The organism is Flavobacterium frigoris PS1, from assembly GCF_000252125.1.
GTDB classification, from domain to species: domain Bacteria; phylum Bacteroidota; class Bacteroidia; order Flavobacteriales; family Flavobacteriaceae; genus Flavobacterium; species Flavobacterium frigoris_A.
The window spans coordinates 108,106-132,848 of the sequence record NZ_AHKF01000014.1 but is presented as its reverse complement, the minus strand read 5'-3'; the positions used below and the strand labels follow the sequence as shown (position 1 = coordinate 132,848).

Annotated in this window: 23 protein-coding genes; 15 read left to right on the top strand and 8 right to left on the bottom strand. The window is 34.1% G+C overall.

All coding sequences use genetic code 11. From position 1 onward, the window contains the following. The first annotated feature begins 54 nt into the window (after nucleotides 1-54). Nucleotides 55-684: a bifunctional nuclease family protein gene (locus tag HJ01_RS05175; protein ID WP_007137262.1), complete on the top strand. Its 630-nt coding sequence runs from the start codon at nucleotides 55-57 to the stop codon at nucleotides 682-684. 82 nt (nucleotides 685-766) lie between these two features. Next, nucleotides 767-1,591, top strand: coding sequence for a thymidylate synthase (locus tag HJ01_RS05170; RefSeq protein ID WP_007137261.1), 825 nt, complete (start codon nucleotides 767-769; stop codon nucleotides 1,589-1,591). A gap of 19 nt (nucleotides 1,592-1,610) precedes the next feature. Here the strand turns inward: HJ01_RS05170 and HJ01_RS05165 are convergent, their stop codons facing one another. Then, nucleotides 1,611-1,907 (bottom strand): isoamylase early set domain-containing protein, encoded by a 297-nt coding sequence (locus HJ01_RS05165; RefSeq protein WP_007137260.1) that lies wholly within the window; start codon nucleotides 1,905-1,907, stop codon nucleotides 1,611-1,613. Between the two features lie 237 nt (nucleotides 1,908-2,144). Here HJ01_RS05165 and HJ01_RS05160 point away from each other — a divergent pair, with 237 nt between their 5' ends. Beyond that, nucleotides 2,145-2,492, top strand: a complete 348-nt coding sequence (locus tag HJ01_RS05160; protein ID WP_007137259.1) for a 2TM domain-containing protein — start codon at nucleotides 2,145-2,147, stop codon at nucleotides 2,490-2,492. Next, on the top strand, nucleotides 2,489-2,971 hold the full coding sequence (locus HJ01_RS05155; RefSeq protein ID WP_007137258.1) for a dihydrofolate reductase: 483 nt from the start codon (nucleotides 2,489-2,491) through the stop codon (nucleotides 2,969-2,971). Before HJ01_RS05160 ends, HJ01_RS05155 begins: the two co-directional genes overlap by 4 nt. Nucleotides 2,972-3,024: 53 nt before the next feature. On the opposite strand, the gene HJ01_RS05150 is transcribed toward HJ01_RS05155, so the two are convergent. After that, nucleotides 3,025-3,324 (bottom strand): hypothetical protein, encoded by a 300-nt coding sequence (locus HJ01_RS05150; RefSeq protein WP_007137257.1) that lies wholly within the window; start codon nucleotides 3,322-3,324, stop codon nucleotides 3,025-3,027. A gap of 241 nt (nucleotides 3,325-3,565) precedes the next feature. On the opposite strand from HJ01_RS05150, the gene ubiE reads away from it, so the two are divergent. Both ubiE and HJ01_RS05140 read left to right on the top strand, forming a co-directional pair. Further along, nucleotides 3,566-4,297, top strand: a complete 732-nt coding sequence (gene ubiE / locus HJ01_RS05145) for a bifunctional demethylmenaquinone methyltransferase/2-methoxy-6-polyprenyl-1,4-benzoquinol methylase UbiE (RefSeq protein WP_007137256.1) — start codon at nucleotides 3,566-3,568, stop codon at nucleotides 4,295-4,297. A 20-nt stretch (nucleotides 4,298-4,317) separates the two neighbouring features. After that, a complete protein-coding gene (locus HJ01_RS05140; RefSeq protein WP_040473707.1) occupies nucleotides 4,318-5,037 on the top strand; it encodes a porin family protein in 720 nt (239 codons plus the stop codon). A gap of 53 nt (nucleotides 5,038-5,090) precedes the next feature. Here HJ01_RS05140 and HJ01_RS05135 read toward each other — a convergent pair whose 3' ends face one another. Beyond that, entirely contained in the window at nucleotides 5,091-5,816 is a 726-nt protein-coding gene (locus tag HJ01_RS05135) for a TrmH family RNA methyltransferase (protein ID WP_007137254.1), read from the bottom strand. Nucleotides 5,817-5,853: 37 nt separating this feature from the next. Here HJ01_RS05135 and HJ01_RS05130 point away from each other — a divergent pair, with 37 nt between their 5' ends. The 3 genes from HJ01_RS05130 to accD all read left to right on the top strand — a co-directional run bounded on the left by HJ01_RS05130 (nucleotide 5,854) and on the right by accD (nucleotide 10,491). After that, nucleotides 5,854-8,418, top strand: coding sequence for a BamA/TamA family outer membrane protein (locus HJ01_RS05130; RefSeq protein WP_007137253.1), 2,565 nt, complete (start codon nucleotides 5,854-5,856; stop codon nucleotides 8,416-8,418). A 67-nt stretch (nucleotides 8,419-8,485) separates the two neighbouring features. Next, on the top strand, nucleotides 8,486-9,553 hold the full coding sequence (gene fbaA, locus HJ01_RS05125; RefSeq protein ID WP_007137252.1) for a class II fructose-bisphosphate aldolase: 1,068 nt from the start codon (nucleotides 8,486-8,488) through the stop codon (nucleotides 9,551-9,553). An 83-nt stretch (nucleotides 9,554-9,636) separates the two neighbouring features. Then, nucleotides 9,637-10,491, top strand: a complete 855-nt coding sequence (gene accD / locus HJ01_RS05120; RefSeq protein WP_007137251.1) for an acetyl-CoA carboxylase, carboxyltransferase subunit beta — start codon at nucleotides 9,637-9,639, stop codon at nucleotides 10,489-10,491. A 62-nt stretch (nucleotides 10,492-10,553) separates the two neighbouring features. Here accD and HJ01_RS05115 read toward each other — a convergent pair whose 3' ends face one another. Both HJ01_RS05115 and HJ01_RS05110 read right to left on the bottom strand, forming a co-directional pair. Further along, entirely contained in the window at nucleotides 10,554-11,603 is a 1,050-nt protein-coding gene (locus HJ01_RS05115) for an NAD(P)-dependent alcohol dehydrogenase (RefSeq protein ID WP_007137250.1), read from the bottom strand. Between the two features lie 119 nt (nucleotides 11,604-11,722). Next, complete coding sequence (locus tag HJ01_RS05110; protein ID WP_007137249.1) at nucleotides 11,723-12,973, bottom strand: ABC transporter permease; 1,251 nt, start codon at nucleotides 12,971-12,973, stop codon at nucleotides 11,723-11,725. A 165-nt stretch (nucleotides 12,974-13,138) separates the two neighbouring features. Between HJ01_RS05110 and purH the strand changes: the two genes are divergently transcribed. From purH to rodA, 6 genes are read left to right on the top strand one after another with little or no spacing between them, the layout of a single operon-like run. After that, nucleotides 13,139-14,665, top strand: coding sequence for a bifunctional phosphoribosylaminoimidazolecarboxamide formyltransferase/IMP cyclohydrolase (purH, locus tag HJ01_RS05105; protein ID WP_007137248.1), 1,527 nt, complete (start codon nucleotides 13,139-13,141; stop codon nucleotides 14,663-14,665). A 52-nt stretch (nucleotides 14,666-14,717) separates the two neighbouring features. Next, the gene (locus HJ01_RS05100) at nucleotides 14,718-15,746 is read left to right on the top strand and encodes a rod shape-determining protein (protein WP_007137247.1); all 1,029 of its coding nucleotides are present in this window, start codon (nucleotides 14,718-14,720) and stop codon (nucleotides 15,744-15,746) included. A gap of 58 nt (nucleotides 15,747-15,804) precedes the next feature. Beyond that, nucleotides 15,805-16,629 (top strand): rod shape-determining protein MreC, encoded by an 825-nt coding sequence (gene mreC / locus HJ01_RS05095; protein WP_007137246.1) that lies wholly within the window; start codon nucleotides 15,805-15,807, stop codon nucleotides 16,627-16,629. Further along, nucleotides 16,622-17,128, top strand: coding sequence for a hypothetical protein (locus HJ01_RS05090; protein ID WP_007137245.1), 507 nt, complete (start codon nucleotides 16,622-16,624; stop codon nucleotides 17,126-17,128). Before mreC ends, HJ01_RS05090 begins: the two co-directional genes overlap by 8 nt. Continuing rightward, nucleotides 17,125-19,056: a penicillin-binding protein 2 gene (gene mrdA, locus HJ01_RS05085; RefSeq protein WP_007137244.1), complete on the top strand. Its 1,932-nt coding sequence runs from the start codon at nucleotides 17,125-17,127 to the stop codon at nucleotides 19,054-19,056. Before HJ01_RS05090 ends, mrdA begins: the two co-directional genes overlap by 4 nt. Before the next feature lie 17 nt (nucleotides 19,057-19,073). Next, nucleotides 19,074-20,309 (top strand): rod shape-determining protein RodA, encoded by a 1,236-nt coding sequence (rodA, locus tag HJ01_RS05080; protein WP_007137243.1) that lies wholly within the window; start codon nucleotides 19,074-19,076, stop codon nucleotides 20,307-20,309. A 23-nt stretch (nucleotides 20,310-20,332) separates the two neighbouring features. Here rodA and HJ01_RS05075 read toward each other — a convergent pair whose 3' ends face one another. The 3 genes from HJ01_RS05075 to HJ01_RS05065 form a co-directional block, all read right to left on the bottom strand. Further along, nucleotides 20,333-21,064 carry a DNA/RNA non-specific endonuclease gene (locus HJ01_RS05075; protein ID WP_007137242.1) on the bottom strand — a complete coding sequence of 244 codons (732 nt, stop codon included), beginning with the start codon at nucleotides 21,062-21,064 and terminating at the stop codon, nucleotides 20,333-20,335. Nucleotides 21,065-21,211: 147 nt separating this feature from the next. Continuing rightward, entirely contained in the window at nucleotides 21,212-22,318 is a 1,107-nt protein-coding gene (locus tag HJ01_RS05070; protein WP_007137241.1) for an ABC transporter permease, read from the bottom strand. A 16-nt stretch (nucleotides 22,319-22,334) separates the two neighbouring features. Then, nucleotides 22,335-24,593, bottom strand: a complete 2,259-nt coding sequence (locus HJ01_RS05065) for a carboxy terminal-processing peptidase (RefSeq protein ID WP_007137240.1) — start codon at nucleotides 24,591-24,593, stop codon at nucleotides 22,335-22,337. Nucleotides 24,594-24,743: the final 150 nt, after the last annotated feature.

Genomic DNA, 24,743 nt, shown 5'->3' with positions numbered 1-24,743 from the left:
GCCTGATTTTCATTAAAAACATTTAGTACATCGTACTTCTCCATTTCACAAAATATGAGCTTAGTTAAACTATCCATAAAAGGAATTTCATACAGTCAAACACAAAACGGGGCATACGCACTGATTTTGAATGAAGTTGACGGCGAAAGAAAGCTACCCATTGTTATAGGTGCTTTTGAGGCGCAGTCAATCGCTATTGCCTTAGAAAAAGAAATTAAGCCACCACGTCCCTTGACACACGATTTGTTTAAAAACTTTGCAGAGCGTTTTGATATTGTTGTAAAGCAAGTCATCATTCACAAACTTGTCGATGGTGTATTTTATTCCAGTATCATTTGCGAAAGAGACAAAATAGAAGAAATTATCGATGCGAGAACTTCAGATGCGATTGCACTGGCTTTACGTTTCAACGCACCAATCTTTACTTATAAAAACATTTTAGACAAAGCTGGTATTTATCTCAAAGCGAACTCTCAAGAAGAAGACAAAGATTCACAAGATATCGATGACATTCTGTCTAATCCAGAAACTTTTGGGAAAGAGGAAGAGGGAAGTCAATCCGGACGAATGTATATCAAACATAGCTTAGAAGAATTAAATGACTTACTAGGACAGGCTGTAGCACATGAAGACTATGAGAAAGCAGCGCAAATAAGAGACGAAATTTCAAAAAGAGAATCGTAGTAAATTGTCTACTCTTTAATTTGGTTATTTGTACATTCGAAACCAAATTAACTCATTATCGAATTACCAAATAAACCTTTCAATGAAGCAATATTTAGATTTAGTGCAACACGTAATGGAAAACGGTTGTCAAAAAGGAGACCGAACAGGTACTGGCACAAAAAGTATTTTTGGACACCAAATGCGTTTTGATCTAAGTGAAGGTTTTCCGATGGTCACCACAAAAAAACTACACCTTAAATCTATTGTTTATGAACTGCTTTGGTTCCTTAAAGGAGATACTAATATTAAATACCTTCAAGAAAACGGAGTAAAAATATGGGACTCTTGGGCGGATAAAAATGGAGACTTAGGCCCAGTATACGGACACCAATGGCGCAACTGGAACAGTGAAGAAATCGATCAAATTAAAGATTTAATTAAAGAATTAAAAAGCAATCCCAATAGCCGCAGAATGATCGTTTCCGCTTGGAACCCATCAGTATTACCAGACACCACAAAATCATTTGACGAAAACGTTGCAAATAATAAAGCAGCTTTACCACCTTGCCATGCATTCTTTCAATTCTATGTAGCAGACGGCAAACTATCCTGCCAGCTATATCAAAGAAGTGCCGACATCTTTTTAGGCGTGCCTTTTAATATTGCGTCATACGCACTGTTGACAATGATGATTGCTCAGGTATGTGATTTAGAAGCTGGAGAATTTATCCACACTTTTGGAGACGCACATATTTACAATAATCATTTTGAACAGCTCGAGCTGCAATTAGCAAGGGAGCCAAAACCATTATCAAAAATGATATTGAACCCTGCAATAAAAGACATATTCGAATTTGATTTTGACGACTTCACCCTTGAAGGATATGAACCACATCCAGGAATAAAAGGCAGCGTTGCCGTTTAAAACAAAAAAGGTGTTTTAACTATACAGTCAAAACACCATTTTCATTACCTGCAAATTCATTCCATAGGAAAGAATCTGATTCTGTTTCATTAACAAAAGCACCGTCAATTACATATTTAAATTCATAAGATGCATCTTTATTTATATTAAAAACACCTTTAAAAGTTCCGTTTTTCAACTTATTTAAAGCTCCTTCCTCTGGGTTCCAATTGTTAAAATCACCAATAACCGAAGCTACATTTGCTTCCTTAGCCTCCACCGAAAAAGTAACTTTACAAACCGGTTTTGTTTTTATAAACTGTTTTTTTATCGACATAACTATTTCATTTTTAGATTTATGTAACAAAGAAAACAAATTCCATCGAACTTTTTATGTACAGTATGAAGTTTTAAGACAATGACCTAAACTATGTTAAATTTTAGCAAAATTGTTAAATTAACACATGCTAAATTTTATTAAATAAAAAAGAAAACGTTTTAACAATAAATATTACCAATCCTAAATAGTGACTTAACAAATTAAATTTTATCTTTATAAACTAAAATTTATCTAATGGAAAGAGAGCAACATGAACTCTACGAATATGCCCGTAAAAGAATAAAACAAAAGAAAGGGCTCTATTTCCATTTTGTCCTTTTGTTTTTAGTGAGTTTATTTTTGTTTATTTCCACAAATATTTTCAATTTTAGTCCTGAATCAAACTGGTATATATGGTTAATTACAGCTTGGTTATTCCTCTTTCTTTTACACTTTATCAAAGTATACATTACGGATCGTTTTATGAATAAAAACTGGGAAAGAGAACAAATAGACCGTCTTGTCGCTTTACAGAAAAAAAAAATAACTGAGTTAGAAACACATATTACTGAAGACACTTTAAAACAAGAACAACAATTATGATAACAATAATTGCGGCTGCATCTGAAAACAATGCACTTGGAAAAAACAACGAATTAGTTTGGCATTTACCAAATGATTTCAAACGATTTAAAAGCCTTACTTCTGGACATCATATCATTATGGGAAGAAAAACATTTCAAAGCTTCCCCAAACCACTTCCTAACAGAACCCATATTGTCATAAGCCGTCAAGAAAACTACAATCCAGAGGGTTGTATTGTTGTAAATAGTATGGAAAAAGCATTAGAAATTTGCCCCAAAGATGAAACATGCTTCATTATTGGTGGTGGAGAAATATATAAATTAGGAATTTCATATTCAGATAAAATTGAACTCACAGTTGTACATCACAATTTTGAAGCTGATGCTTTTTTTCCGGAAATAAACTTAGAGGAATGGGAAATCACAAAATCTGAATTTCAATCAAAGGATGAGAAACATCTTTTTGATTATACATATCAAACATATTCTAGAAAATAAAAACACCCCAACAAGTTGGGGTGTTTTTTTACATCAATGATCGGGAAAATGACCTACTCTTGAAAGAGAATTTGATAACATAATACAAAAACAACAAATGCTAAAAATACTCCAGAAATGAAGATGATAACATTTGATGTTTTTTGAGAGTACATCTCAAAAAAGCCTTTAATACCAAATACCACGAAGGTACTAAAGACAAAGAAAATTAAAATTTCCAAAAACAAATTTAATCCTAAGAACGTATGTTGCGCTAAATATGCACTACTGCTTTTTAATACAGCACCATCAAAAAAGCTAACAAGAACAAGTGATATGATTAGCGCAAGAAGCAACCACTTGATTTGGTTCATTAATTCCCTTTTAATCATTGAATAAATCATTCTATTTAACTTTGTAAAATTCGTCATAATTATCCTATGCCACAATACCCACATTTAGTGATATTTCAATTAATTTCACGATAACCTTTCTTACCTATTTTTATATACCTTGAATAAAAATTTTGCATTTACGAATAATTTTCTCTTCCTTTTCTACAATCTAGTTTACAGTTCAAAATAGATTGTATTATATTTGTGGAAATAAAAAAAAATGTCAAAAAACATAACACCCTATAAAAATTCAGCTCTAGGCAAAAAAGAACAAGTTGCAAAAATGTTCGATACCATATCTGGCAATTATGACAACTTGAATCGCGTCATTTCTTTTGGAATAGACATCAAGTGGCGTAAAAAGGTATTACAAATTGTAGCTGAGTCGAATCCAAAATCAATTTTGGATATCGCAACAGGAACTGGTGATTTGGCTATTTTAATGGCACAAACAAATGCTGAAAAAATTATTGGCTTAGATATTTCTGCGGGAATGCTTGAAGTGGGCGTTAAAAAGATTGCTGATAAAAACCTTTCTAATACAATAGAAATGATTTTGGGTGATTCAGAAAACATGCCATTTGCTGATAATTCCTTCGATGCTATAACCGTTGCTTTTGGAGTTAGAAACTTTGAAACCCTAGAAAAAGGATTGGCAGATATACTAAGGGTTTTAAAACCTGATGGAGTATTTGTGATCTTAGAAACTTCTGTGCCAGATAAAACACCATATAAACAAGGATATAATTTTTACAGCAAAAAAATACTACCTATTATTGGAAAGTTGTTTTCAAAAGACGATGTAGCATACGGCTACCTGTCTGAATCGGCAGCAGCCTTCCCTTATGGAGAAGCTTTAAACAATATTTTAAAGAAAGTTGGGTTTATAGATGTAATAGCGATGCCTCAAACCTTTGGAGTAGCCACTATATATTCAGCATCAAAAAAATAACTACTAGAGGTATTTCTTATATGAAAAAAATTGTTGTCATTGTTTTACTCATTTTATCCGTCAAAGGCAATTCACAGTTTAAAAAAAGCATGTTTGCGAAGGACCCTATAATCAATTTAGAGAATTTCCAAAAGTCTCGGGTATATTTTGGCTATTACCTAGGATTCAACTCTTTTGATTTCAAAATAGATTATAGAACGGTAGCTCCTGACATCTTAGTTACAAAAACAACTGGATTTAATGTGGGAATCGTGGCCGATTTAAAACTTCAGGAATACATTAACCTACGTTTTGAACCCGGCCTGTACTATTCAAAAAGAAATTTAAACTATCCTGATTCTTATTTTGAAGAGACCCCGACTCCTTCAGACAAAATAAGAGAGGTAAATAGTACTTATATCCACTTCCCGTTATTATTGAAGTTTTCCTCAATGCGAACAGGTAATATTCGACCTTATTTATTGGGTGGTGTTTCCACGACACTGAATTTATCTAGTAATTCAAAATCAAAAGACGACAATGCAGAACAGAGATTTAGAGCAAAATCATGGACTACCAACTACGAGCTGGGTTTTGGCATTGATCTTTTTTCGGAATATTTTATATTTTCCCCTTCAATAAGAGGTGTTTTTGGAATTTCTGATGAGTTAATCCGCGACAAAGACCCCAATAGCCCTTGGACCGGAAATATTGAATCCTTAAAGTCAAGAGCGATATTGATTAACTTTACGTTTCACTAAGAACTAGTGATTGCTAATTCCTTTTTTTAGTTTCCTGTCCTGGACCCCACTAACTAACCTCTTCTAAACTCGCTAAGGATAATTGCTGTAGCTGTTGCTACATTTAAACTCTCCGTTTTTTGCACTTCTCCAAAACGAGGTATTGAAAGTCTATTTTCAATTACTTTTTCAAGTTCTTCTGAAATACCGTTCGCCTCATTTCCCATTATAATTATTCCTTCTCGCGGTAAGCTGGTTTTGTAAATATTCAAGCCGTCCATAAAAGTACCAAAAACGGGCAATTGAGTCTCTGAAATAAACTCATTTAAATCCACATAGTTGACATTTACTCTCGCAATAGAACCCATCGTTGCCTGTACCACTTTTGGATTATATAAATCTACCGTTTCCTTTGAGCAAAGTAACTGCTCAACTCCAAACCAGTCACACAATCTCAAAATTGTCCCTAGGTTTCCTGGATCTCGTATTGAGTCTAGAGCCACCATTAAACCAGATTCCTTTATTTTCTTTTCAACAGGCATTTTAAAAACAGCCAAACAAGTGTTTGGTGTTGCCAACGCACTAATTTTTTTTAAATCCGTTTCATGCACTAAAGTCTTTTTTATAAATAAGACATCTTCAAAATCGTTTTGAGTAGTGTACAGATGTTCGAGTTCAAAATTAGATTCTAATAATTCTTGAATTACTTTTACGCCTTCGGCAAAAAACAATTGATGGGCAATTCGATACTTTTTTTGTTGTAAACTCGATATAAGTTTTATTTGGTTTTTACTAACCATAAAAATATGTACTTTTGAATTAAATATATTAGAACACTTGAGAAAAATTTCAACAAAAATAGCAGCATTTATCCTAATTGCAACACTAATTTCAGCGTGTAATGCTGAAAAAAGAGTTCCTGACGGAAAACAACTCCTGACGAAAAATCAAATTACGGTAAATGGCAAAGCTACTAAGGAAGAAAACATCTTTAATCAACTGTATCAAAAACCCAACAGCACTTTGTTATTGGGCTATCGTTTGCGTTTGAACCTCTACAATTTAGCGAACCTAAATCCTGACTCTACTTACCAAGCCAAATTTACTAATAATCCGGGGAAATACGAAAGAAAATCAAAGTGGCTATCAGCAAAACAAGTCGATCGCCTTGGAAAATCTTTTTGGTATCATGGAATTCATGATTTCTTAAAAACAACAGGGGAACCACCTGTTACTATTGAGAAAGAAAAAACTGACAAATCAATATTGCGCTTAAAATACTACTATTTCAACAATGGTTTTTTTGATGTAGAAGCAAACAACGAAATAGATACGCTAAGTATTAAAAGAGCAATAGTAAAATACGCAATTAACACTGGAAGCGGCTATTTACTTGATACTATAAAAACAAGTATTAGCACAGCTGTTTTAGACTCATTGTATGAAACCATCAGACCAAACAGTGTCATTAAATCTGGTAAACAATACAGAACAGTCGATTTTGAAGACGAAAAAAATAGAATTGCTACGCACTTTAGAAATAATGGCGTTTATTTTTTCCAGCCCACTTATGTTAATTTTGACATTGACACGATTAACAAAAAAAACAAAGCAGATGTAAATCTAATCATCAATGACTACTCCTATCAGGAAAAAGATTCAACCAGAACTGAACCTTTTAAAATATATAAAATAAGTGATGTTAATATTTATACCGATTACTCACCTAACAACACTAGTTTAAAAATAACCGATAGCACAACCTACAAAAACTTTAATTTCTACAGTCATGAAAAATTAAAATATAAACCGCATGCCATTACTGATGCTATTTTTATAACAAAAGGAGGGCTTTTTGCCGACAACAAAACTGTTTTAACGACACGGTATTTAAACAATCTAAAGATTTTTAATTACCCGAGTATCCAATATGAAATCGATTCCAGAGACACAACAAGCACCTCCTTAATCGCTAAAATTTATTTAACACCCCGTAAAAAATATAGTTTTGGGACGTCACTAGACGTCACGCATTCTAACATTCAAGACATCGGAATTGCATTAAGTATTTCTGAAACTATTCGAAATGTTTTTAACGGTGCCGAAACACTCGAAATATCAGCACGTGGCAATATTGGATCATCTAAAGACTTAGCAAACCCAAACAATCAATTCTTTAATGTTTCCGAATACGGACTTGATTTAAAATTAAATTTTCCACGAATTTTCATGCCTTTCTCTACAGAAAAAATCATCAAGAAAAGCATGATTCCATCAACCCTTATGGCTGTAGGTTTTGCTAGACAGCAAAATATTGGGTTAGACAAAGAAAATTTTACAGGGTCATTTTCTTATAATTGGACTCCGATGAAAAATACCACGGCACGCTTCGACCTTTTCAACGTGCAATTTGTTCGAAACTTAAACCCTAAAAATTACTTCAATGTATATGGATCTTCCTATGATGCCTTGAACGCTATTGGAAAAATATACAATACGGAGTCAACATATTTTGACAACGACACCAAAAAAAATTTAATAATTGAAAGTGGAACTTCAGGTTTCATAAATGATGTTTTATCATTAAGAACAGATTTGCTTCCTTCTGACGCCTTTTATGCAGACGTAAAAAGCATCGAGGAAAGAAGAGTGAGACTTACAGAGAATGATTTTATTCTTGCAACCAACTTCACTTTTACTAAAACAACTAAAACAGATTTACTAGACAATACCTTTTATCTATTTAAAACAAAAATTGAATCTGCAGGCTCATTACTGTCTCTAATTTCAAATACCACAAACCAGAGCGTAAATGAAAATGGCAAATATGAACTATTTAATCTAGAATATTCAGAATACATAAAAACGGAATTTGACTATATCAAACATTGGGATTTAACCAAGGAAAAAGTGTTTGCTGTACGAACCTTTTTTGGAATCGCCATACCATTTGGAAATTCTGATAACGTTCCTTTTTCGAGAAGTTACTTCTCCGGAGGGTCAAACGACAATAGAGCGTGGCAACCTTATAGTTTAGGACCTGGAAGCAGCGGAGCTACGAATGACTTTAATGAAGCAAACATGAAAATTGCATTAAGCAGCGAATTTAGATTTAAAATTTTAGGGGACTTAAAAGGAGCACTTTTTGCTGACGCAGGAAATATCTGGAACGTCTATGATAATGTGGTTGACGAAAAGTCCACATTCACTGGTTTCAAAAGTCTAAAAGACATCGCTTTGGGTACTGGCTTTGGATTAAGATACGATTTAAATTTTTTTGTTCTTCGTTTTGATTTTGGTTTTAAAACTTACAATCCCGCGAATGAAACTGGTGAAAAATGGTTTCGTGAGTATAACTTTGCCCACTCAGTTTTAAATTTTGGGATAAATTACCCCTTCTAATGCTAATTAATTCTTATTTTTGCAGTCTTAAACTAAAAACTAGAAGAACCAACTAAAAAAAATTAAAATGGCACACAATATCAAACCGGGCGTAGCTACAGGGGATCAAGTACAGGAAATTTTCAATTATGCGAAAGAAAAAGGATTTGCTCTACCTGCAGTAAATGTTACGGGATCAAACACAATAAACGGCGTTCTTGAAACAGCTGCAAAGCTTAATGCACCAGTTATTATCCAATTTTCTAATGGAGGCGCACAGTTCAATGCAGGAAAAGGACTTTCTAATGTAGACGAAAAAGCAGCAATCGCTGGTGGAATTGCAGGAGCAAAACACATCCATACTTTGGCAGAAGCTTACGGAGCAACAGTAATTTTACATACTGACCATTGTGCAAAAAAATTATTACCTTGGATCGACGGTCTTTTAGATGCTTCAGAAGAAAATTTTGCAGCAACTGGAAAACCACTGTTCAGCTCACACATGATTGATTTATCGGAAGAACCGATTGAAGAAAATATTGAAATCTGCAAAGGATACTTAGCCAGAATGAGCAAAATGGGAATGACACTAGAAATCGAACTTGGAATTACTGGTGGTGAAGAAGATGGTGTTGACAACTCAGATGTTGATAGTTCAAAACTATATACTCAACCTGATGAAGTAGCGTTTGCATACGAAGAGCTTTCAAAAATAAGCCCTCGTTTTACAATTGCAGCAGCTTTTGGAAATGTACATGGTGTTTACAAACCAGGAAACGTAAAACTAACTCCAAAAATATTAAAGAACTCTCAAGATTTCGTACAAAAGAAATTCAACACCGGTCCTAATCCAGTTGATTTTGTATTTCACGGTGGTTCTGGATCTACTTTAGAAGAGATCAGAGAAGGTATTAGTTATGGTGTGATAAAAATGAATATTGATACTGATTTACAGTTTGCATTTACTGAAGGTATTCGTGATTACATGGTTAAAAATATTGATTATTTAAAAACACAAATCGGAAACCCTGATGGTTCTGATATTCCAAACAAGAAATATTACGACCCAAGAAAATGGTTACGTGAAAGCGAATTGACTTTCAACGCAAGACTTGAGCAAGCATTTGCTGACTTAAACAACGTGAATACACTATAATTAAAAAGTTTCAAGTTTTAAGTTTCAGGTTTCAAGTTCCATAACTTTAAACCTGAAATCTAAAACAAATAAATAAGAAATTTATGGCTTGGTTTAAAAGAAAAGAAAAAGGAATTACGACGGCTACTGAAGACAAAATGGATGTTCCAAAAGGTCTTTGGTATAAATCACCTACCGGAAAAATCATTGATGCAGATGAACTCGAACGCAACTTATTCGTAAGTCCCGAAGACGGTTTTCACGTTAGAATTGGTAGCGCTACCTATTTTGAAATTTTATTCGACAACAATGAATTTGTTGAATTAGATAAAAACTTAACTTCAAAAGACCCTTTGCACTTTGTTGATACAAAGAAATATGCAGACCGACTTAAAGACGTGATGGAAAAGACCAAACTTAAAGACGCCGTGCGTACTGCAGTTGGAAAATCAAAAGGTAAAGAATTAGTGATTTGCTGTATGGATTTTGCCTTTATTGGTGGATCTATGGGAGCTGTAGTAGGTGAGAAAATTTCGAGAGGAATTAATCATTCTATCAAAAACAACATTCCTTTTGTAATGATTTCAAAATCAGGTGGAGCGAGAATGATGGAAGCGGCTTATTCTTTGATGCAATTAGCTAAAACGTCTGTAAAACTTGCCCAACTTGCTGAAGCACAAATTCCTTACATTTCATTATGTACTGACCCAACAACAGGAGGCACAACTGCTTCTTACGCAATGTTAGGAGATATCAATATCTCTGAACCAGGTGCATTAATTGGGTTTGCAGGACCACGTGTAGTAAGAGACACAACAGGTAAAGATTTACCCGAAGGATTCCAGACTGCAGAGTTTCTTTTAGAACATGGATTCTTAGATTTTATAACGCCAAGAAAAGAATTGAAAGACAAGATTAACTTGTACATAGATTTGATTCAAAATAACGATATTAGATAAATAAAAAATCCCGATATAAATCGGGATTTTTTTTGCTTTAATAGCAGCTATTTAATAACTAATTATTGCTTCAAAGAAGCCATATCAATCACAAAACGATATTTGACATCACTTTTATTCATACGCTCGTAAGCTTCATTAATATAATCCATATTGATCACTTCCACATCAGATGTGATATTATGTTCTGCACAATAATCCAACATTTCTTGAGTCTCTGCTATTCCACCAATTAAACTTCCCATGATACTTCTGCGTTTCATCACTAAAGTCGCTGCAGGAATAACTGCTGGAGTAGATGGAATTCCAACAATAATCATTGTTCCGTTAGTATTCAATAAATTTAAGTATGCATTGTAATCATGATCTGCTGAAACGGTGTTCAGAATAACATCAAATTCATTTGCTAATGACTCCATAACTTTAGGATCAGAAGTTAAAGCAAAACGGTGTGCTCCTAATTTTTTGGCATCAGCTTCTTTGGATGGAGAGTGGCTCAACATGGTAACTTCGGCTCCAAAAGAGGCCGCAAATTTAACAGCCATATGTCCTAAACCTCCTAAGCCCAGAACTCCTACTTTGTGTCCTTTACCTACTTTTAAATAACGTAATGGAGAATAGGTCGTAATACCTGCGCATAACAAAGGAGCAACTCCTGAAAGCTCTAATTTGTCTGAAATATGCAATGTGTAATCTTCATCAACAGTAATACTTGTTGAATACCCTCCATAAGTAGGTGTTTTAGTGCCTCTTTCATAACTGTTGTAAGTTCCAGTCATTCCTTCGTCACAAAGTTGTTCATCACCTGCTTTGCAACTATGGCAAGTTCTACAAGAGTCTACAAAACAACCTACTCCGGCTAACTCTCCGACTTTAAATTTAGTTACTCCACTACCAACTGCTGTAATTTTACCAACAATTTCATGTCCAGGGACTAATGGATAAATAGCCGGTCCCCAATCTCCTTTTGCCGTATGTATATCTGAATGACACACACCACTATAAAGTATCTCTATTTGCACTTGTTTCTCTCCAATATCCTTTCTTTCAAAAGAAAACGGTTTTAGTGGAGTTTCCGCATCGTACGCTGCATAAGCTTTAATTGCTGTCATAATTTCACTTTTTTATTAGAAATCAAAATTACAAAAATGAAAGCCCTTGTGTGTTAAGAATAGTATAAATGAACTACAACAAATCCCAATGTTCACAACAATACTGGTCGTTTAGTTATTTACATTCCAGTCCTGATGGCCTCGACAGGATCTAATCTTGATGCAGAAATAGCTGGAAGAATTCCTGAAATCAACCCGATTATTGCCGCTAACAATGTTCCCAATAGAACATTACCCATACCTAAAACAAATTCAAACTCCAGTACATTAGTTAATACCAAAGCAATAATCCACACTAAAAGCAGCCCTATTATTCCACCAATAACCGATAGTATGATGGCTTCGAATAAAAACTGAAACAATATGAATCTATTTTTGGCACCCAATGATTTTTGAATCCCTATCAAGTTTGTACGTTCTTTCACTGACACAAACATGATATTGGCAATTCCAAAACCACCAACTAATAGAGAAAAAAGGCTTATCACCCATCCACCAAATTTCATATTTAATATAATACCATCAATTAAATCAGTAAAACCAGAGAAAACATTTATAAAAAAATTATCAGAATCTCCCGCCTTCAATCCTCGGAAAGCTCTCAGTTTTTGAGAAATCTCTGCCTTATAGGCACCCATATCCACTCCTTTATTAGGCTTAAAAACGATCACATTAGTCAGGGAAGTATTGTTATCACCATACAACTGCCGTATGAAATTAACCGGTATGAAAGCAGAGGTGTCATTACTATCTCCAAATAATCCAGCACCTTGTTTTTTCAAAACACCAATAACGGTAAAACGCTGACCATATACCCTTACATTTTTTCCAATGGGTTCCGATTCGTCAAATAGAGACTTTGCAATTTCATTTCCCAGAACAATGACCTTTGACCCAGAATTTGCTTCTGATTCATTGTAGAACCTTCCTTTTTCAAACTCTAATCCTTGAATATCGATAAATTCATAGGAAACAGGTACCATATTAACGTCAGTTACAGTTTTTGAATCGTATTTTATAGATTCTCTTTTAGTGAAAATTTGGTAACCTAATTCATCGGTATTAGTCATAGCCCCTTTCATATAGGTATATTCATCATACTTAACATTAGGAAATTGTTCTCTTTTCCATTGCGGAACATCTGTTGGACCAAATGAAAATTTAATTAGATAAATGGTGTTTTTATCTAAACTACTCAAATCTTTACTTATTTTCCTATCCAAAGAATCCACAGCGGCTAGGACAGCAATAATTGAAAAAATCCCAATAGTTACGCCTAATAAAGATAGCAAAGTCCTTAAAATATTACTGCGCAGTGCATTCAACGCAAAGGCAAAACTTTCTTTTAATAAACGAAGATATACTAACATAAAATTATTTTTGCGATATGGTAAAATTCTGTAAATATTATTCAAATTCCTAATAAAAACTAGAACTATAGATTGGTATAACTATTTAAGAAAATGTTACAACTCTACATTGAAATTTGTAATCAAAAAAAAACTATTTTTGCACTTTATAATTATAACTACATAATGAACACAACTAAAACGATTCAATCTGCATTAATTTCTGTATTTTCAAAAGAAGGTCTTGAACCAATTGTAAAAAAACTACATTCTCAAAATGTAATTTTATATTCTACAGGCGGAACAGAAGATTTCATAAAAAACTTAGGAATACCCGTTGTTCCAGTTGAAGATGTCACTTCTTACCCTTCAATACTTGGTGGAAGAGTAAAAACATTACACCCAAAAGTTTTTGGAGGTATATTAAACCGTCAAGATAATGAAAGTGATGTGCAACAAATGGAGGAATTTAATATTCCCCAAATTGATTTAGTTATTGTTGATTTGTACCCTTTTGAAAAAACGGTTGCCTCAGGAGCAAATGAAGCTGACATCATTGAAAAAATAGATATTGGTGGAATTTCACTAATTCGTGCTGCCGCAAAAAACTTTAAAGACACTGTAATTATAGCTTCAGTTGATGAATACGCAATGCTATTGGATTTGATCACAGAACAAAATGGAGCGACTACTCTTGCTGAAAGAAAATTATTAGCAACAAAAGCTTTTCATGTTTCTTCACATTATGACACTTCCATTTTTAATTATTTCAATACTGATGAAACTATCTTCAAAGCCAGCGTTGCTAATGGGCAAATATTGAGATACGGAGAAAACCCACATCAAAAAGGATTTTTCTTCGGTGATTTTGATGCTATGTTCAAAAAATTACACGGAAAAGAATTATCATACAACAACTTACTTGATGTAGACGCTGCTGTAAACTTGATCAACGAATTTAAAGTTGACGGACCTACTTTTGCCATCTTAAAACACAACAACGCTTGTGGTCTGGCTACAAGAAAGTCAATAAGCGAAGCTTACGTTGCTGCATTGGCATGCGACCCAACATCAGCATTTGGTGGTGTCCTTATTGCCAATACTAAAATTGATGTCCCTACAGCAATCGAAATAAACAAATTATTTTGTGAAGTAGTTATCGCTCCTGAATATGATGCAGAGGCAATTACCATCTTACAAGAAAAGAAAAATAGAATTATTTTAGTTCAAAATGAAGTAGAATTACCTCAAAAACAAGTTAGATCTTGTTTAAACGGACTTCTTATTCAAGAAAGAAATAATATTACAGACAATAAAGAAGATCTGAAGACCGTTACTATAACCAGTCCTACAGAACAAGAAGTTGAGGATTTAATTTTTGCTTCTAAAATCTGTAAAAACACAAAATCAAATACGATTGTGTTTGCGAAAAGCGGAACACTTATATCATCAGGAACAGGACAAACGTCAAGAGTTGATGCCTTAATGCAAGCAATTGAAAAAGCAAAAACTTTTGGGTTTGACTTAAACGGAGCTGTGATGGCAAGTGATGCTTTTTTCCCTTTTCCAGATTGTGTTGAAATTGCAAAGAACGCTGGTATAGCTGCCGTAATTCAACCTGGAGGATCCATAAAAGATGAATTGAGCATCAATTACTGCAATGAAAATAAACTTGCTATGGTATTTACAGGCACACGTCATTTTAAGCATTAATTTGTTTAACTTTGCGCGTTGCTATTTTATAACTTTTAACCCTAAATAATTTATGGGATTTTTTGATTTCATGACCGAGGATATTGCGATAGACCTTGGTACCGCTAATACTTTGATCATACACAATGACAAAGTTGTAATTGACAGCCCATCGATCGTTGCCCGCGATAGAATATCGGGTAAGATCATTGCAGTTGGTAAAGAAGCCAACTTGATGCAGGGAAAAACACATGAAAACATTAAGACAATTAGACCTTTGAAAGATGGTGTAATTGCTGATTTTGATGCATCTGAAAAGATGATCAACATGTTCATCAAAAGCATACCTGCACTAAAAAAGAGAATGTTTACGCCAGCCCTTAGGATGGTGGTTTGTATCCCTTCTGGCATTACTGAGGTTGAAATGAGAGCGGTAAAAGAATCATGTGAAAGAGTTAACGGGAAAGAAGTTTATCTAATTCACGAGCCAATGGCAGCAGCTATCGGTATCGGTATTGACATTATGCAGCCTAAAGGAAACATGATTGTTGATATAGGTGGTGGAACAACTGAAATTGCGGTAATTGCATTAGGCGGAATTGTATGTGACAAGTCCGTTAAAATTGCAGGTGACGTTTTTACAAATGACATTGTATATTATATGCGCACTCAACACAACCTTTTTGTTGGAGAAAGTACTGCAGAAAAAATAAAAATTCAAATTGGAGCAGCTATTGAAGACTTGGAAACACCTCCTGAAGACATGTCTGTTCAAGGAAGAGATCTACTTACAGGTAAACCAAAACAGGTTGAAGTTTCCTACAGAGAAATAGCAAAAGCATTGGACAAATCAATTCAAAGAATTGAAGATGCAGTTATGGAAACTCTATCTCAAACCCCTCCTGAATTAGCAGCAGATATCTACAACACTGGGATTTATCTTGCAGGTGGAGGATCTATGTTAAGAGGATTAGACAAAAGAATCTCTCAAAAAACAGACTTACCTGTATATATTGCAGAAGATCCGTTAAGAGCAGTAGTTCGTGGAACAGGAATGGCACTTAAAAACCTTGCTAAATTCAAAAGTATCTTAATAAAATAAGATCTTTAGAATATTGCGTACAAAGGGGTATCCTGAAACAAAATAATCAAACAAGAGAATGCAGCAAATATTTAATTTTATATTCAAAAACAGTAGTAGACTACTGTTTTTGCTGTTATTATGCATTTCGTTTTTGCTTACGATACAAGCACATTCTTACCATAAAAGCAAAATAATTACTTCCGCTAATTTTTTAAGCGGTGGTGTTTATGAAAAAATCAACAACGTCAGTGAGTATCTAAATTTACGATCTCAAAATGACGCCTTGGCCATTGAAAATGCCAGACTAAAAAGCATATTGTTTAAAACCAAAGACTCTGTTGCAATAAAGAATTTTAAGAATTTAAAGGTGGAACTACCAGAAGATGTAGTAGTGTCTAAAGTAATTCATAATTCCTATAACGTCCATGAGAACTTTTTAACATTAAATTCAGGCTCTTTACAAGGTATAAAATCTGATATGGGAGTTGTCAATAACTTAGGACTTGTGGGTATAATAGATAAGACATCTCCTAAATATTCGACAGTTATCAGCATCCTAAATGTTAGGTCCCAAATCAACGCCAAAATAAAAAAATCCAATCATTTTGGATCATTAGTCTGGAATGGAAAAAGCACTGGTTTTGTTCAGTTAATAGATGTACCTCGATTAGCATCGGTAAGAAAAGGAGATACCATCGTAACAGGTGGGCAATCTGTAATCTTTCCAGAAAACATCAACATTGGTACAATTAATAAAATTTACATCGATAACAAAACAAATTATTATACTTTAGATATAAAGCTTTTTAACGACATGACTAATTTGGGCCATGTATACATTATAAAGAGCAAAGATCGTGACGAACTTAATAATCTAGAAAAAGGAAAGAAGGATGAATAGCACTTTTTTACTCAATATTTCTCGGTTTATTTTGTTATTGGCCGTTCAAATAGTTATATTCAACAATATGAATTTTTTGGGATACATAATCCCATTACCATACATACTGTTTATAATACTATATCCAGTTAATGGAAATAGGTCTGGTCTATTATTAGCCAGTTTTCTGTTGGGCTTGACTATGGATTTGTTTTCTAATTCAGGAGGAATTCACGCTACGGCTTGCCTAGTTTTAGCATATGTGCGACCTACAATATTTAAATTTTCATTTGGTGTTAGTTATGAATATCAAACCATAAAATTAAATGATGTTTTAACACCTGAACGTTTTTCATTTATACTGATGTCCGTTGTTATCCATCATATTACACTGTTCATTTTAGAAGCCTTTCAAGTTAGTTTCTTTTGGGACATCCTACTAAGAACAGTTTTAAGTACAGTATTTACGATCATTAGCTGTATTATAATAATATACCTTATTAAGCCCAATAAAAGATGAGAAAACTCCTGCTGCCTTCTATCATTATTGTTGCAGCATTATTGCTAGTGATACGGATTTTTTATTTGCAGGTCATAAATGACACCTTCAAATTAAAATCAGATAATAACGCGATTAAAATAAAATATGACTACCCAGAAAGAGGTTATATTTATGACAGAAACGGGAAGTTATTAGTAGCAAATCAGGCATCTTATGATATAATGGTAATTCCAAGGGAATTAAAAAATATCGATACTTTAGAATTTTGCCAATTATTAAACATAACAAAAGAGGACTTTATAAAAACAATGGCCAAAGCCAAGGTATACAGTCCCCGCCTGCCATCCGTTTTTTTACCCCAATTAAACAAAAGTGAATTCGCTGCATTTCAAGAAAAAATAAGAAAGTTCGAAGGTTTCTATTTCCAAAAACGTTCTTTACGTGATTATGAAGTAGATTTTGGCGCAAATGTATTTGGCTTTATAACTCAAGTTAACGAAAAATTAATTGCTAAAAACCCATATTACAACAGCGGAGATTTAATTGGCCGCCAAGGAGTTGAAGAAAGCTACGAGGAAGTTCTGCGCGGAATTAAAGGCGTTAAATACTTTCAAAAAGACAAATACAATAGAGAAATAGGCTCGTACAAAGACGGAAAATATGACACTATCGCTGTACAAGGAGAAGATATAAACCTTACTCTGGATGCAGAGCTCCAAAAATATGGGCAACAGTTGATGATTAATAAAAGAGGAGGAATCGTAGCCATTGAGCCTAAAACAGGGGAAATATTAGCTCTTGTCACCGCACCATCTTACGACCCTTCAATTCTCGTTGGAAGACAGCGCTCTAAAAACTACACCTTATTGTATTACGACTCGATTGCAAAACCACTTTATGACAGGGGATTGTTAGCAGAGTACCCTCCTGGCTCTCCTTTTAAAATCCTAACAGGCCTTATTGGATTGCAAGAACAGGTTGTCGATGAGCAAACTTCTTTTATGTGTCATCATGGTTTTAGTTATGCAAGAGGACGATTTATGAAATGCCATGGTTTTGGACCACATAATTTGCATAATGGAATTTATAATTCCTGTAATACTTATTTTGCAAATGTTTATTTGAGAACTATAGCTAAATATACAAAACCTTCATATGCTGTTGACGTATGGAGCAATCACGTTAAAAGCTTTGGATTAGGCGATTACATGGGATATGATTTGCCTACTGGAAAAAAAGGAAATATCCCGACCTCTAAAACATATAAGAAAATCTACCCTAACGGCGGATGGAGAGGCACTACCATTATTTCTAACTCAATTGGACAAGGAGAAGTCTTAATGACTCCTATTCAATTGGCTAATATGATGGCTACAGTTGCTAATGAAGGGTATTATTATACCCCTCATATAATCAAAAAAATCAAAGGAGCAAGTATCGACAAAAAGTTTACTGAAAAACATGTAACCACCATCGATAAAAAATACTTTAAACCCATGATAAGTGGCTTATTTGACGTTTATAATGTCGGAACGGCAAGCTCCCTTCGTGTTGAGGGTATAGATATTGCTGGTAAAACGGGAACTGCAGAAAATTACACGAAAATTGGCGGAAAAAGAGTAAAGCTACAAGATCATTCCATTTTTGTAGCGTTTGCACCAAAGGATAACCCCAAAATTGCCATTGCGATCCTTGTAGAAAACGGGGGGTTTGGAGCAGCCATAGCAGGACCTATTGCTAGTTTAATGATCGAAAAATATCTTAGAAAAAAAATTACCAGAACAGATTTAGAAACTAGGGTCTTAAATATCAGTTTGAAAGATCGGTATGCTATATTAGGTGGTATGAAGGAGGCCGATGCTATTGAAAGTACTCCTCAAGATTCTACGGTTAAAAAGAAAGTGCAAAAAATAGACATAGCAATAGACTCTACTCAGGAAAATTAATAAGTGATTCATTCCAAATGAAAAATCAAAGCATAAAGAAAAACCTTGACTGGACTTGTATTATTATATACAGCGCATTAGTAATAATGGGTTGGTTGAATATATACTCCTCATCATTGTCTTCTATTGAGGATACCTACCAAAAACAATTTGTATTTATATTATTGACTATCCCTCTCATTTTCATTATTCTAGGTATCGACGGGAAATTTTATGAAAAATATGCCAGTATAATCTTTGGAGTTTCTCTATTATCATTGGTAGGCTTGTTTCTCTTTGGAAAAACTATTGCGGGACAAAGGTGTTGGTATGCAATCGGGAGCTTTACAATCCAACCTTCTGAATTTGCAAAAGCGGCTACATCACTTGCTCTAGCTAAGTATTTAAGCGATTCCCAGATCAACTTAAAAGAAGTCAATCGTCAGATCCAGGCACTTGCAATCGTATTTTTACCAGTCCTTCTTATCCTACCGCAACCCGATCCAGGAAGTGCATTAATATATAGCGTATTTCTTATTGTGCTGTATCGAGAAGGATTACCCGCATGGTATATCTGGACTGGGTTCATTACCATTTTACTTTTTATGCTCACCCTATTATTAGAGCCACAATATGTTATATTGATTGCTTTACTAGTCATTATTATTATCCATTTCAAATCAAGATTATCCGATAGAAACATCGTTTTAAGCGCAATTCTCTTTGCCGTAATGTCAGGATTTGTTTTGTCCGTAAACTATGTATTTCAAAATGTTTTCAAGCAACATCATCGCGATCGATTTAATATCTTGCTGGGTAAAACAGTAGATTTAAAAGGAATTGGATATAACACCAATCAATCTGAAATCGCCATAGGCTCCGGAGGATGGATAGGGAAAGGTTTTCTTGAAGGAACACAAACTAAAGGAGGATTTGTACCGGAACAGCATACGGATTACATCTTTACCACTGTAGGAGAAGAATGGGGTTTTGCAGGCTCTTTAGTGGTAATCGCATTATTTGTTGGCTTATTCCTAAGAGTAATTTATCTGGCAGAAAGACAAAAAACAAAATTCAGTAGAGTTTACGGGTACTGCGTTGCCGGTATTTTATTTACCCACTTCTTTGTGAATATCGCAATGGTTATTGGAATTTTTCCCACAATTGGTGTGCCACTACCATTCTTTTCCTACGGGGGATCTGGATTGTGGGGCTTTACTATTTTACTTTTTATCTTCCTAAAAATGGATGCCAACAAAGTAAATGAGTGGTAAATACCGATTCTTCTAAATGAAAATTAGTTAAAAAGCCATGCTTTATAATCATTTGTCTTTTCTAAACTATTTTCAATTTTGTCTTCCAAATTAGGAAAAAAATCAATTCCTGTCATTTTTTCCAAGCTATCCACAGAAACAACAAAGTTATATAAAGGTCTATCGCTTTTTTTATTAGGCACTAAAAAAGCGATCATTTTATATTCACCGTTTGAATTATCTAATAAAACTTTATAAAAAAATCTAGGTACAACAACTGCCTCATCTCCTATTGTTCCAATTTTATTTCCTAAAATACCGCCAGTAACAACATATACTCCATTATACATAGACGCCCAATAACGCACTTTTTGTTCTAGTCTATTCCAAACTCCAGCATTAAAATCATGATCCTGTGGCGATATATTTGATGTCAAAAAAGTATCATTATAAGCACTATTATCAAATCCCATATCAGCCGCTGGACAAAGATGGCCTTTGTCATAACCTGATGATTTATAATTTCTCCAATCAGCAGAACCAGTCTTTACTTTAGAGTCTTCATTAAAAAACGGTTTTTGAAAATTATTCTTTTTCAGATATCTTTTCTTCAGCTCATAAGCAATCCATTCCGCCTGCTCTGCCTTTTCACTATATGATAACGTATAATACTCATGCTTAATAATTTGCCCCGTAGTCGACGTTGGCAAGAAATCAAATGTTTTGCTTTTATCGTTACCAACATCTTCAAGTCCAATGTTAGTAGCCTCCACCATCAAGCTATCTTTGAATCCAGTATAATCATTAGCACTATCGAATTCCCTTTTACAAGAAGAACTTATTGTTAAACCAACTAGAAAAAGTGATGTAATAAACAAATTTTTACATTTCATTTCACAAATATTAAAGTTAACAAAACCTTATTAATCCTTTACATCAAGTGCGTCACGCAATGCATTTCCCATCATCATAAAAGCTAATGTCAACATCATTATTGCAACGCCTGGAACCATTGCCAAATATGGTTTTCCAAGAATAATGTAACTGTAGTGATCTTTAATAATACTTCCCCAACTTGGTATTGGAGGCTGTGCACCTAAACCCAAAAAACTCAATCCACTTTCCACTAAAATAGCTGAAGCAAAATTTGCTGCCGATATTACAATTACCGGTGCCATAATATTAGGTAAGATGTGATTGAATATAATTCTGAAATCTCCAAAACCAAGTGCTCTTGCGGCAGTTACATATTGCATCTCCTTAACACTTATAACCTGACCTCTAACCACACGTGCCACTTCGACCCACATCGTTAAACCAACAGCCACAAAAACCTGCCAAAACCCTTTCCCAAGAGCCAAAGTAATCGCAATAACTAAAAGAAGTGTAGGAATAGACCAAATGATATTGACAAGCCACATAATAAGGGCATCTACTTTACCACCAAAATAGCCACCAATTGCTCCAAAAAAGATCCCCACAATTAGCGATATTAATACCGCTACAATCCCAATAGAAATTGAGACTCTAGAACCAATTAACATTCTGCTTAGTAAGTCCCTTCCGTACTTATCTGTTCCAAGGTAAAACGTTCGGTTCTTAATCAAATCCTGTTCGACCGATGCAATAGATTCTTTGCCCGAAAAGGCATCCAAATCAAGCTGTTTTACGATTTTCAAAGAGGGCTCATCCGAATATTCGACATACTCGATGGTGTTGCCTATAATTTTGTAACTTTCAATTGCGACCTCAGTAACTGTATTAGGAAAACCAAGAAAATAATTTGAAAAAGATTTCTCTGGTATTCCATCAAGTGGGATCGACAATATATTCACTGTAAAACCAGGTGGTTTTGAATGAATCGACAAATGCATCTGGTTTGCGTTTTCTGAATTATCCGGTGCCAAAACATAGGCAAAAATGGAAATAAAAAGCAAAATTAGGATAAACCCAAAACTAAAAACGCCCCAAAAATTCTTTTTGAATTTATGGAGCGCAATAGCTGTTAAAGATTGTGTGGTGTTATTCATTTAAAGAAGGCTACGCTTATGATTTCGCTAGTTTTTCTTTTTTTATTTTAGCTGGAAGGTTCTTTTTAAAACCAACTGTAGATTGCAAATCATCCAATACATTTAATGCTTCTTCAACATAAACGTCTTTAGACAAGCTTTCATGCCATCTGTCGCGCTTTTCTTTTAAGATACTGTCCTTAGTAGTTTCCAATACCTCATAAGGCAAAGAAGCAAACTGTAAAGCATTTTTATATTTTGAAATAGGCTTGTATTTTTTAGCCGTTTCTTCGATCGCATTTTGTGCCAATTTGAATTTTTCCATATTCAAACTATAGGTATTATCCTCACTACGACTGTCAATCCATTTTGCATTTTCCTCAATCAATTTAAATTGCGGGTTTTGCTCAATACGTTTTTTACTATTTACAATTGCTTTATTAAAATTAGTTGTTTTGTCCCAAACAGTATATTCTGCAGGCTCTATTTTATCCCATGGCATCGCATTATCAATATCACGCTCCCCCATTTTTAAATAAGCATATCTATCTGGCATCACAATATCGCTACTCACTCCTTCTAACTGAGTAGAACCGCCGTTAATTCTATAAAATTTTTGAGTTGTAGTTTTTAATGCACCTAAATCACCTACATCACTGCTACGTACAAATTGATTTAAATCAATCACATTTTGTACACTTCCCTTACCGTACGTTTGTTTACTACCTACGATAATTCCCCTTTTATAATCTTGAATTGCCGCAGCCAATATTTCTGAAGCCGAAGCTGAGAAACTATTTACCATTATTACTAACGGACCATCCCATTCAATCTTCTTGTCTCTATCAAAAAGAACTTCTTTTTTTCTTCCTGCAGATTTAATTTGAACGATTGGACCTTGCTCTATAAACAATCCTGCAATGTCTACAACAGTTGAAAGCGAACCTCCCCCATCATCACGAACATCTAAGACAATTCCATTAACACCGGCTTTTTTCAACCTTTCAACTTCTAAAGCAATGTCTTTTCCTGCATCTCTACCGTCTCTGTTTTCAAAATCAATATAAAACTTAGGCAAATAAATCACTCCGTATTTTAATCCGTTTTTGTTAACCACACTAGATTTAGCATAGGTTTCTTCAATCTCAACAATATCTCTTATTATAGAAATAATTTTAATTGTACCGTCCACTTTTTTTACGGTAAGACGAACTTCAGAACCTTTAGGTCCTTTAATTTTTTTAACAACATCATCAAGACGCATCCCAACGACATCAACAGCCTGACCATTTCCTTGAGCTACTTTCATTACTAAATCTCCCGCTTCAAGTTGTTTTCCTCTCCAAGCTGGACCTCCGGAAATAAGCTCTGAAATCTCGGTGAAATCATTTTTCTTTTGAAGACGGGCTCCAATACCTTCCAATTTCCCGCTCATGCTAACGTCAAAACGTTCTTTTTCTTCCGGTGCAAAATAATTCGTATGTGGATCAAAACGAGCTGTTATCGAATTAATATAAACTGAAAACCAATCATCCCGATCTAAATCATTCATAAAACCAAAGTACTCATCTAATGATTTCTTAGCATTATCACGAGTTTCTTTTTCTAATTCCACAAAAGTTTTAGGCTTACTATTGTCAGCCTCTTCTTGCAGTTTTATTTTTTCTAACTTATTATCGATTACATTTTCTGTTTTACTATCGTGTGATAGACTGTCCTTATCAACATTGCCTTTATTTTCTTGAATTTTTAAACGATCTGTCAAAGAAGACAAAGTTGATAATTTGATTTGTTTCCTCCATCTTTCAGTAAGCTCTGACACATTTTTAGAATAAGGTGCTTTTTCATAATCAGTATTAAAACTCTCGTCTACAGTATAGTCAAAAGGAGTATCTAAAATTCCTTTGTATATCTTTTTACTTTCTTCCATTCTTTTCATCAAACGATCATACGTAAGACTAAAAAATGTCAAGTCTTTATTCAACAATTGGTCGTCCAACTCAGTTTCAAATTTTGAAAATTCATCGATATCTGACTGCAAGAAAAACCGTTTTGATGGATCTAACGCTTGAATATAGTCCTTGTATATTCCTTTAGAAAATGTATCATCTATAGTTGCAGGATCGTAATGCCCTTTTTCAATCACAAAAGTCAACAATTCTAAAAGCAACTTGTCTTTATCAGGATTAGAATCTACTCCTGATTTCATTTTAAATGCAAATAATGTTACCGATAAGACAACAATTGCAAGAAGTATTTTATAATTTCTTTTCATAAAACTAATAATTGTATTCATCCAAATTTTTAAACTAATGTACGTTAAAAACTATGCCACCGTTAGCAGGGCCCACATAAATTTTTGTTAAAGATATAAATTGTTTTTTTTGTTTTGGCTTTAATCTTTCAAGTTAATAAATTTTGTTTTCTTTGTTACAAATATGCTTCG

What these genes read in the sequence shown, in the direction of transcription:
- HJ01_RS05175 (WP_007137262.1), top strand. Translation starts at nt 55, where the DNA reads ATGAGCTTAGTTAAACTATCCATAAAAGGAATTTCATACAGTCAAACA.
- HJ01_RS05170 (WP_007137261.1), top strand. Translation starts at nt 767, where the DNA reads ATGAAGCAATATTTAGATTTAGTGCAACACGTAATGGAAAACGGTTGT.
- HJ01_RS05165 (WP_007137260.1), bottom strand. Translation starts at nt 1,907, where the DNA reads ATGTCGATAAAAAAACAGTTTATAAAAACAAAACCGGTTTGTAAAGTT.
- HJ01_RS05160 (WP_007137259.1), top strand. Translation starts at nt 2,145, where the DNA reads ATGGAAAGAGAGCAACATGAACTCTACGAATATGCCCGTAAAAGAATA.
- HJ01_RS05155 (WP_007137258.1), top strand. Translation starts at nt 2,489, where the DNA reads ATGATAACAATAATTGCGGCTGCATCTGAAAACAATGCACTTGGAAAA.
- HJ01_RS05150 (WP_007137257.1), bottom strand. Translation starts at nt 3,324, where the DNA reads ATGAACCAAATCAAGTGGTTGCTTCTTGCGCTAATCATATCACTTGTT.
- ubiE (WP_007137256.1), top strand. Translation starts at nt 3,566, where the DNA reads ATGTCAAAAAACATAACACCCTATAAAAATTCAGCTCTAGGCAAAAAA.
- HJ01_RS05140 (WP_040473707.1), top strand. Translation starts at nt 4,318, where the DNA reads ATGAAAAAAATTGTTGTCATTGTTTTACTCATTTTATCCGTCAAAGGC.
- HJ01_RS05135 (WP_007137254.1), bottom strand. Translation starts at nt 5,816, where the DNA reads ATGGTTAGTAAAAACCAAATAAAACTTATATCGAGTTTACAACAAAAA.
- fbaA (WP_007137252.1), top strand. Translation starts at nt 8,486, where the DNA reads ATGGCACACAATATCAAACCGGGCGTAGCTACAGGGGATCAAGTACAG.
- accD (WP_007137251.1), top strand. Translation starts at nt 9,637, where the DNA reads ATGGCTTGGTTTAAAAGAAAAGAAAAAGGAATTACGACGGCTACTGAA.
- HJ01_RS05115 (WP_007137250.1), bottom strand. Translation starts at nt 11,603, where the DNA reads ATGACAGCAATTAAAGCTTATGCAGCGTACGATGCGGAAACTCCACTA.
- HJ01_RS05110 (WP_007137249.1), bottom strand. Translation starts at nt 12,973, where the DNA reads ATGTTAGTATATCTTCGTTTATTAAAAGAAAGTTTTGCCTTTGCGTTG.
- purH (WP_007137248.1), top strand. Translation starts at nt 13,139, where the DNA reads ATGAACACAACTAAAACGATTCAATCTGCATTAATTTCTGTATTTTCA.
- HJ01_RS05100 (WP_007137247.1), top strand. Translation starts at nt 14,718, where the DNA reads ATGGGATTTTTTGATTTCATGACCGAGGATATTGCGATAGACCTTGGT.
- mreC (WP_007137246.1), top strand. Translation starts at nt 15,805, where the DNA reads ATGCAGCAAATATTTAATTTTATATTCAAAAACAGTAGTAGACTACTG.
- HJ01_RS05090 (WP_007137245.1), top strand. Translation starts at nt 16,622, where the DNA reads ATGAATAGCACTTTTTTACTCAATATTTCTCGGTTTATTTTGTTATTG.
- mrdA (WP_007137244.1), top strand. Translation starts at nt 17,125, where the DNA reads ATGAGAAAACTCCTGCTGCCTTCTATCATTATTGTTGCAGCATTATTG.
- rodA (WP_007137243.1), top strand. Translation starts at nt 19,074, where the DNA reads ATGAAAAATCAAAGCATAAAGAAAAACCTTGACTGGACTTGTATTATT.
- HJ01_RS05075 (WP_007137242.1), bottom strand. Translation starts at nt 21,064, where the DNA reads ATGGTGGAGGCTACTAACATTGGACTTGAAGATGTTGGTAACGATAAA.
- HJ01_RS05070 (WP_007137241.1), bottom strand. Translation starts at nt 22,318, where the DNA reads ATGAATAACACCACACAATCTTTAACAGCTATTGCGCTCCATAAATTC.
- HJ01_RS05065 (WP_007137240.1), bottom strand. Translation starts at nt 24,593, where the DNA reads ATGAATACAATTATTAGTTTTATGAAAAGAAATTATAAAATACTTCTT.